A 9,073-nucleotide genomic window follows, 5' to 3' on the forward strand; every position below is an offset into this window, starting at 1 on the left:
CCCGGAATCCCTCCCGGTCACCCGGACAGGCACCCGCCAGGTACCCGGCTCCCGCCAGGTCTTCTGCCCCAGCAACCCCGACTACGCCCACGCCGCCGACCGCATCGTGCGCCGCCTCGCACAGCGGTACGCCGACCACCCGGCCGTGGTCCTGTGGCACGTCCACAACGAATGGGGCAACCACAACGCCCTCTGCTACTGCGATGTCAGCGCCACCGCGTTCCGCCTCTGGCTGCGGGAGCGCTACGAGACCCTCGACGGGCTGAACGCCGCATGGGGCACCGACTTCTGGAGCCAGCGCTACGGCGACTGGCAGGAGATCCAGCCGCCCCGCGACACACCCGCGTTCGTCAACCCCACCCAGGACCTCGACTACCAGCGCTTCTCCTCCGACGCCCTGCTGCGACGCCACCGGACCGAGAGCGCCCTCATCCGCGAGCACGCCCCGGACACGCCCCTGACCACCAACCTCATGGGCACGCTGGAGAAGAAGATCGACGGGTTCGCCTTCGCCGAGCAGTGCGACGTCGTCTCGGTCGACCACTACCTCACCGCCGCCGACCCACAGGCCCACATCGGCCTGGCGCTCAACGCCGACCTGGCCCGCGGCATGGCCTCCGGCGCCCCCTGGATGCTCATGGAGCACTCCACCTCAGCCGTCAACTGGCAGCCCGTCAACGTTGCCAAAAAGCCCGGCGAGATGCGCCGCAACAGCCTGGCCCACATCGCCCGGGGGGCGGACTCCGTCATGTTCTTCCAGTGGAGGCAGGCCAAGGCCGGAGCCGAGAAATGGCACTCCGCCATGCTTCCCCACAACGGGACCCAGAGCAGCACCTGGCGAGAAGTCACGCGTCTCGGCCGGCACCTGCGCGCCCTGACCGACATCCGCGGATCCACCGTCGACGCACACATCGCCCTCGTGTTCGACTGGCACGCCTGGTGGGCACTGGAACTCGACGCCCGCCCCTCCTCCCACCTGCGCTACCTGGACCTCGTCCACTCCTGGTACGAGGCGCTGTGGTCCCTCGGACACACCTGCGACATCGTCCCGCCCGGCTCCGACCTCACCGCCTACCGCGCCGTACTCGCGCCGAGTCTCTACCTCGTCACCGACGACGACGCCGAAAACCTGCACTCCTACGCACGAGGTGGGGGACACCTCCTCGTCGGAGCCTTCAGCGGCGTCGTGGACGTCAACGACCACGTCCGACCAGGACCCCAGCCGGGAGCCTTCCGCGACCTCCTCGGCCTGACCGTCGACGAGTACCTGCCCGTGCGCCCCACGGACCGCATCGCCCTGGCCGACGGCTCCGCGGCACACACATGGGCCGAGCGCCTGGTCCTGCACAGCGCAGCCGCGACACTCCGCTTCGCCCCAGGCGCCGCCGGCGCACCAGCGGCGGGTGAACCCGCCATCACCCACAACCCGGTGGCCGCGGGAACCGCGGGATACCTCGCCACCCATCCGGAACCCGCCGTGCTGCGCCGGACCATCGAGGCGTTCTGCCGAGCGGCGGGTGCCCGGCCCGCGGCAGACGTACCGGTGGGTGTGGAAGCGGTACGGCGGCGCACGAGCGCAGGGGGGAGCTTCCTGTTCCTGATCAACCACCTGGACGAGGCGGTCACCGTACCCGCACGGGGCACGGACATGATCAGCGGCCTGAGCTACGAAGGGAAGTGCCGGCTGGGCGCGGGCGACGTGGTCATCGTGCGGGAGTAGGCGTGAACAGCTGCCCGAGAGCCGGATCAGGCCGTGGCGCGGGGCGGCCCGGGCTCTCGGACACGTCTCCGACGAGGCCCGCGCAACGCACGTCGGTCAGGACCAGGACCGGAGTGAGCGCGGGGACTTCCGTGCTCGTATCCGTGGGCGACAACCGGCCGGCCCCGCGGAAGCCGGTACCGGCGCCGCGCCCACCGTCGACTGCCCCGATGTGGCAGCCAGCTCGGCTCCGGGGGCTCCCCGACGGGACGCGTCACCGCTTCGGCGTGCGTTGACAGCCACTCGTCCCACACCTGATCATGACCGGGCGGTCAGCCAGCCGCCCGGTCATCTCGGGGAGTGTCCATGCCCACCACCACCTGGTCGCATCTTTCGCCGGAGCGCCGCGAACGAGTGCTGGTCGCCGCGATGGACGAATTCGGCACCCATGGCTACTCCACCGGCAGTCTCAACGTCATCGCCCGCGAAGCGGGTGTGGCGAAGGGCTCTCTCTTCCAGTACTTCTCCGGGAAGCTGGACCTCTTCACCTACGTGGCCGAGCAGACCTCGCTGCGCATCTTCGACGCCATGCGTCCGTGGCTCGACGACTACGACGGAACGGTCGCCTTCGACGCGCACCTCGTAGCGGCCATGGACGCATGGGTCGACTACTTCGAGAGGAATCCGCTGGAGCGCGGCGTGACCGCCGCGACCAACATGGAGATCGACCCGCTCGTGCGTCAGGCCGTCCTGGAGCCCGTCCAGGAGCTCTACCTCCTCGGTCTCCGCCCACTGCTCGAACGTGCGCAGGCAGCAGGGCACCTTCGTCCGGACGCGGATGTGGACGCGCTCCTGTCCCTGCTCCTGCTGCTGCTGCCGCACGTCGCGCTGGCGCCGTTCTTCCCGGCGGTGACGGGGCCCGTGGTCCTGCCCAAGGGAGACCGGAGCACGCGTCGCGCCGCGATCGAGCGGCTGGTCCGGCCCGTCRTCGGCAGCTTTCAGGCGGGGTGACCACCGGAGCAGACGTGGGCGGCGGCGTGCGGAATCCGACGGATCCCGCACGCTCACTCGGGCGGGACTTTCGTGACACGTTCTAGGAGGACAGGCGAGAGGAGCGAGCCGATTCGCCGGCGCCGAACGTGAGGGTGAAGTCCTCCAGGGCGAGACTGACCGTGGGGGGCCGGGCGGGGAGAGGGACGGCGCTGCGCGCGGGGACCTCCCACACGCCCCRGGCAAGGCGCAGGGTGCTTCGGGAGCGTACCGGGCTCGTCTTGAGCCGGCCGTCGAGGTCCTGGCACACCTGGTACGAGGCAGGCCACCGGCCGGGCAGCCGATGCCTGACGTGGAAGGCGGCCGAGGCCAGGGGGGTGCGCTCGGATGCGGCGAAAGTGATCCGTGCGTCCCGCGTGATGTCGAAGCGCGCCATGTCCTTGGGGATGCCCCACAGTCGGCGACCACCGTCTCGGGACTGCTCGCTGTCCACCCAGATGTCCGTGATGGTGACGCGCGGCCGCAGCCCGTCGCGGACCAGGACCGCGGTCAGGAGTTCGTTGTAGTGCAGGACGCTGTCGCGTTCGTACACCACCCACGCGCCGCCGATGACGGCTCTGCCCGCCACGGTCAGAGGCTTGACGGCGTCCGGCAGCACCGGCAGTCGACGTCTCGGGACGACCCACAGGGACAGGAACATCTGACCGGCGAGATGCCAGGGCTCAGGTGGGTAGGTCGGCATCGGACTCCTCCTCGTCCAGGGGGTGCGGCACGAGGCTCAGCCGGCCCACGGCGTGCTCGGGTACGGCCGGATGGGCGGGCGGCACGGGAGCCACGTGTCGGTAGGGCGTGCCCGGCTCGGGCCGCGGATCGGTCCCGCCGCGATTGGGCCACAGGGCGATGGCCCGCTCGGCGAGTGCGGCGATGGTCAGCGAGGGGTTCACTCCGAGGTTGGCCGAGATGGTCGAGCCGTCGATGACGTGAAGTCCGGGATGCCCGTGCAGCCGGTGGTAGGGGTCCACGACACCTCGCTCGGGCGTCTCGCCCATGACGCACCCTCCGATGAGATGGCCGGTGGAGGGGATGTCGAGGAGGTCGGCCCATGTGCCGCAGGGCAGGGAGCCGTTCTGCCGTGCCGCGGTGCGCGCCAGTTCGTGGCCGGCCGGAATCCACGTGGGGCTGGGCGGGCCGTCGCCGGGGCGGCTGGACAGGCGGGATCCGAAGAGCCCCTTGCGCAGGAACGTGGTGAGGGAGTTGTCCGCCGACTGCATGACCAGCAGCACGACGGTCTGTCTCGCCCAGCGTCGCGGGCGGTGGAGGGCCGGCAGGAGCGACACGTTCCTCGCCATCTGGGCCAGACCCGACAGGAGCCGCGACCGGCCGGGGACCGGGTCCGTCAGGGGCGCGCCCAGCAGAGCGAGCAGGTCGCTGCCCGGGCCGTAGCGGACGGGTTCGACGTGGGTGGCATCGTCCAGGTGCACGGAGGAGGTGATGGCCACGCCCTGCGTGAAGTCGGCGTCCGCGCGCGGGGAGCGGACGGCGAGGAGTGCCTCCGAATTGGTCCGGGTCAGGTGCCCGAGGCGTGGTGAGAGTTCGGTGAGGGCGCCGGTGGACCGCAGCTTGTGGAGGAGGCGCTGGGTGCCGAGGGCGCCGGCGGCGAGGACGACATGCCGGGCGGTCGTCGTGTGACGGGTGCGCCCGGGCCGGCCGGTTCGGGTCGACGTGACGTCCCAGCCGGCGGAAGTGCGGCGGATGCCGACGACCGTGCGTTCGGGACAGACGGTCACGCCGGCCCGCTCCGCCAGGCCCAGGTAGTTCTTCGGGAGGGTGTTCTTCGCCCCGTGGCGGCAGCCCGTCATGCACTGGCCGCAGTGAAGGCAGGTCGACCGTTCCGGTCCCGCCCCGCCGAAGTAGGGGTCGGGTGTGCGTGTCCCGGGCGCGGTCCGGGGCGGTCCGAAGTGCACCCCCACGGGTGCGGGTCGAAAGGTGTGTGCGCGGCCCATCTCCTGCGCGGCGTCCTTGAGGAGTCGGTCGGCAGGTGTCATGAGTGGGTTGACGGTCACTCCCAGCATGCGGCGGGCCTGATCGTAGTAGGGCGCGAGCTCCCGCTTCCAGTCGGTGATCGAGGCCCAGTCCGTGCCGCCGTAGAAGGCCTCGGGTGGGTCGTAGAGGGTGTTCGCGTACCCCAGGGACCCGCCGCCGACGCCGGCTCCCGTCAGGACCAGGACCCTGCCGAGCAGAGTCATGCGCAGGATGCCGCGACATCCGAGCCGCGGGGCGAAGAGGTAGTCGCGCACCTTCCAGGAGGTGCGGGGGAAGTCTCCGTCCTCGAAGCGCCTGCCGGCTTCGAGGACGGCGACCTCGTAGCCCTTCTCGCGCAGGCGCAGCGCGGCGACGCTGCCGCCGAAACCGGAGCCGACGACGAGGACGTCGACACGTCGAGGTGGTGCGCTGCTGGGTGGCGCTGTCCGCATCACGGCTCCCGCCCGGGCTCCTGGCCGGCACACCACGGGCACGGGGGAGTTGCCCGCGGTGTGACCGGGCGGTCATGTGACCACCTGGTCATACTGGTGCCGCCTCCGGCCGGTGTCAATGCGGCGGCGGCCCCTCGGCCCCTCGCCGGCTGGGTCGAACGGGAGGCGCCGACAGGGTGATTGACAGACGGGACGGGTGAATGGAGCCTGTGACCAACCGGTCATGTGACCGGGTGGTCATACGGGAGGTCGACGTGAAGCGTGTCTGCGTGATCGGAGCGGGCTCGTCCGGCATCGCCGCGTGCCAGGTCCTGTCGGAACGGGGCATCCCCTTCGACTGCTTCGAGAGCGGATCCGAAGTCGGCGGGAACTGGCGCTACATGAATGACAACGGCATGTCCTCCGCCTACCGGTCGCTGCACATCAACACCTCTCGTGAGGTCATGGAGTACGCCTGCTATCCGATGTCCGGCGACTACCCGACGTACCCGAGCCACTTTCAGATAGCCCGCTACTTCGATGACTTCGTCGACCACTTCGGGTTGCGGACGTCCATCACCTTCCGTGCCGAGGTGACCGGGGTCGAGAAGCGCCCCGACGGGCAGTGGTCGGTCGCGGTCCGCGGCCGGGACGACGGGACGGAGTCCACGCACCTCTACGACGCGGTACTGGTGGCCAACGGCCACCACTGGAGGCCGCGCCACCCCGACCCGGCGCTGCCGGGGGCGGACTCGTTTCCCGGAACACAGGTGCACTCCCACCACTACCGGACGCCCGAGCCCTACCGGGACCGCAGGGTGCTCGTCCTCGGCATCGGGAACTCGGCATGCGACATCGCGGTCGAGACCTCCCGCGTCTCCACCCGCACCTTCCTGTCGATGCGACGAGGGGCGCACATCCTGCCGAAGTACCTCTTCGGCCTGCCGACCGACCATCTCACCGGGTCATGGCTCGCCCGGGCGCCGCTCGCCGTCCAGGCGGCCGGCCTCTCGGCTCTGCTGAGGATCAGCCGGGGCCGACTCGACGCGTACGGCCTGCCGGAACCCGGCCACGGGATCCTCGCCGCCCACCCCACCATCTCCGACGACCTCCTCACGCGCATCGGCCACGGAGACGTCACCGTCGCGCCGATGATCACGGGATTCGACGGAGGGCGCGCCCTGTTCGACGACGGCAGCCACCAGGAGATCGACAGCGTCGTCTACTGCACGGGCTACGACATCGACTTCCCCTTCCTGGCCAAGGACCTCATCGACCCGGCCGGCAACGAGGTCGGCCTGTATCGCCGCGTCGCCTCACCCGACCATCCCGGGCTGTTCTTCATCGGTCTCATCCAGCCCCTCGGCGCCATCATGCCGCTGGCCGAGGCCCAGTCGCACTGGGTCGCGGACATCCTGTCGGGCAGAGGCGCTCTGCCCTCACCGCGCGCCATGCGGGCGGAGATCGCCGCCTACCAGGCTCGCACCAGGAGCCGGTACGTCACCTCGGCCCGCCACACCATCCAGGTCGACGCCCTCGACTACGCGAGGGAACTGCGCCGCGAACGCGCCCGGGCCGGCAGGTCGGCAGGAACCGCCGGGGCCCGCGTCCTCCGCGGGCGGGGATGAGCGGGGTCGTGCCCGTGGTTCCGGCACCGCGCCGCTCCGGCCGCGGACGGGCTCACGCGGCGATTCCTCAGTGGCCGCGGAGCAGGCGTCCCATCCCGGTGACGCGATCGTCCAGACCGTGCTCACGCAGGGCGTGCCACAGGGTCGCCGCGTTGATCGCGACGACCGGCTTGCCCAACTCGGATTCGAGGGCGTCCGCCTGAGCCGTGAAGGAGAGGTTGGTGCCGACCTGCACGATCGCCTCCACGGAGGAGGTGTCGAGCGCGCGCACCGTGTCCAGGATCAGCTCCGGCCCCACCCGGGCGATGTCCGTGGCCGTCGGGCACCGCAGTCCCGTGATCGCGGCCACGTCGAACCCGGCCTCCGTGAAGTACCGGCCCACCTCGCGGTCGGCGACAGGCTGGTAGGGGGAGAACACCGCGATACGACGGCAGCCCAACTCGCGCAACGCGGCCCGGCACGAGCTCGCGCCGGTGGTGACGGGCAGCCCCGTACGCTCGACCAGCCGGCGCTCGAAGGCCTCGTTGCCGGCCACGCCTCCCCAGAACGTCTCCGCGGACATGCCCATCACCATGCGGTCCGGTTCCGCGGTCAGGACATCGCGGACCGCGACGTCGATGGAAGCACGGATCTGCCCGAGCAGGGCCTCGAAGTCCCGATCGCTGCCCATGACGGGATGGGGGATGTGCATCGAACCGGCGCGATAGGCGACGCCTGGGATTCGCGCACCCCAGTAGTCGTGCTCGACGACGGTGTTGGTGCTCGGGACGATCACTCCGAACACGGCCCGAGGGCCCACGCTGTTGGTCACGTCGCATGCTCCAGTCCGGATGTCGTGAGGAGGGCGGTGGGCCGAGGGGCGCGGCCGACGATGATGGGGTCGTGTTTCCTTCGAAGAAACAGTGTTTCGCCAAACTAGAACCGGGTCCCTCGATCGTCAACGGGTGTCCCTCCGGGGTCGCCCCTGATCCGCCGTGGCCCGGTCCGCGGTCCTGTCGCGGGGCGGATTCCGCGTCGCGGGATGTGCGGCGCGATCGGCCGGAGAGGCCGACTCCGCCCGGGATCGGCGCGGTTGTGGTTCCGGTCGTGGCTGTCGGCGCGGTCTCGTTCATTGACAGGACCCCCGAGGCGCCGCACCATGACCGGGCGGTCACATGACCGCCCGGTCATGCCGCGTGCGGAGGCCCCTCCGCTTGCGGCCGCCGGAATGCCGCAGGGCGGGAGCCGTGATGCCCCAGTTCACCGTCGCCACCTGCCGCGACCGGGCCACGCCAGGACCACCGCCACCGACCGAGGCGACGAGCAGACCCCCGCGTCCTCGCCGACCGTGCTCTCACCGGCATCCGCCCCGCGACGCGGACCGACCGCCGGATCGCTCGTCCCCGGGCGAAGCGGACCCGGCCGGCAGTCCTCCGACGACCCCTTCTGCGCGAGGAGTTCAGATGACGACACCGAGCAGTATGCCGACCAACCTCTGCGAGGCCTTCCAGCGGACGGTCGCGGCACGGCCGCGGGAGCCCGCCCTGCTCACCCTCGAGGGCACCGCACTGACCTGGAGGCAGTACGCCGACCGCGTCGCCTCCGTCGCCGCGGCATTGCGCGGCCTCGACGTGCGGCGGGACGAGCCGGTGGCCCTCATGCTCACCAACCGGCCCGAGTTCCACGTCGCCGACTGCGCCGCCCTGCACGTGGGGGCCGTGCCCTACTCCCTGTACAACAGCCTGCCGGCCGACCAGATACACGAACTGCTCCGCTCGACGGCTGCCCGTGTCGTCGTCACCGAACGCCGCTTCCTGCCCGTGCTGCGCGCCGCCTGCGCGGACACCGCCGTGCACTCCCTCGTGTCCGTCGACGGCTCCGAGGGCACGGCCGAGGACGGTGTCCTCTCCCTCGCGGAAGCGGAGGCGCTGGCGCCCGCGCCCCTCGACCTCGCCGCGGCTCTCCGCGACGTGCGCCCCGACGACGTCATCACCCTGATCCACACCTCGGGCACCACCGGCCGGCCCAAGGCCGTCGAGATCACCCACCGCGCCATGCTGAGTCAGCTGTCGGGAACGCAGCGGGTGCTGGAGGTCACCGGCGAGGACGGCGGCGACGGGGAAGGCGCCGGGTGCGGCGTCCGCGTACCGCAGAGTGTCCGCCCAGGCGCGGGGCCGCAGGTGCAGTCCCGGCAGAGTGGTGACGGCGCCCAGCACGACCAGGGCTCCGGCGATGGTCCACGCCCCGAGGAGGGCGGTGCGACCCGCGCGCAGCGTGAGCGCCGCGCACGGCAGCACGAGAGGCGTGGCCAGGACGTGAACGAC

General features: G+C 71.2%; 7 protein-coding genes. 4 read left to right on the plus strand and 3 right to left on the minus strand.

Annotated elements, in window-relative coordinates; genetic code table 11:
- A partial coding sequence (locus tag EAO71_RS26285; RefSeq protein WP_147980312.1) for a beta-galactosidase occupies nucleotides 1-1,720 on the plus strand: 1,720 nt, incomplete at its 5' end.
- A gap of 345 nt (nucleotides 1,721-2,065) precedes the next feature.
- Entirely contained in the window at nucleotides 2,066-2,710 is a 645-nt protein-coding gene (locus EAO71_RS26290; RefSeq protein ID WP_147980305.1) for a TetR/AcrR family transcriptional regulator, read from the plus strand.
- An 82-nt stretch (nucleotides 2,711-2,792) separates the two neighbouring features.
- On the opposite strand, the gene EAO71_RS26295 is transcribed toward EAO71_RS26290, so the two are convergent.
- Nucleotides 2,793-3,431, minus strand: coding sequence for an acetoacetate decarboxylase family protein (locus EAO71_RS26295; protein WP_147980306.1), 639 nt, complete (start codon nucleotides 3,429-3,431; stop codon nucleotides 2,793-2,795).
- Nucleotides 3,412-5,163 (minus strand): FAD-dependent oxidoreductase, encoded by a 1,752-nt coding sequence (locus tag EAO71_RS26300; RefSeq protein ID WP_147980307.1) that lies wholly within the window; start codon nucleotides 5,161-5,163, stop codon nucleotides 3,412-3,414. Before EAO71_RS26300 ends, EAO71_RS26295 begins: the two co-directional genes overlap by 20 nt.
- A 254-nt stretch (nucleotides 5,164-5,417) precedes the next feature.
- Between EAO71_RS26300 and EAO71_RS26305 the strand changes: the two genes are divergently transcribed.
- Complete coding sequence (locus tag EAO71_RS26305) at nucleotides 5,418-6,770, plus strand: flavin-containing monooxygenase (protein WP_147980308.1); 1,353 nt, start codon at nucleotides 5,418-5,420, stop codon at nucleotides 6,768-6,770.
- Between the two features lie 67 nt (nucleotides 6,771-6,837).
- Here EAO71_RS26305 and EAO71_RS26310 read toward each other — a convergent pair whose 3' ends face one another.
- On the minus strand, nucleotides 6,838-7,581 hold the full coding sequence (locus EAO71_RS26310; protein ID WP_147980309.1) for a maleate cis-trans isomerase family protein: 744 nt from the start codon (nucleotides 7,579-7,581) through the stop codon (nucleotides 6,838-6,840).
- Between the two features lie 631 nt (nucleotides 7,582-8,212).
- On the opposite strand from EAO71_RS26310, the gene EAO71_RS26315 reads away from it, so the two are divergent.
- Nucleotides 8,213-9,073: AMP-binding protein (locus tag EAO71_RS26315; protein WP_187282835.1), on the plus strand; the 861-nt coding region annotated here is incomplete at its 3' end.

Origin of the sequence: Streptomyces sp. MS191, assembly GCF_008042125.1 — a bacterium.
GTDB lineage: Bacteria > Actinomycetota > Actinomycetes > Streptomycetales > Streptomycetaceae > Streptomyces.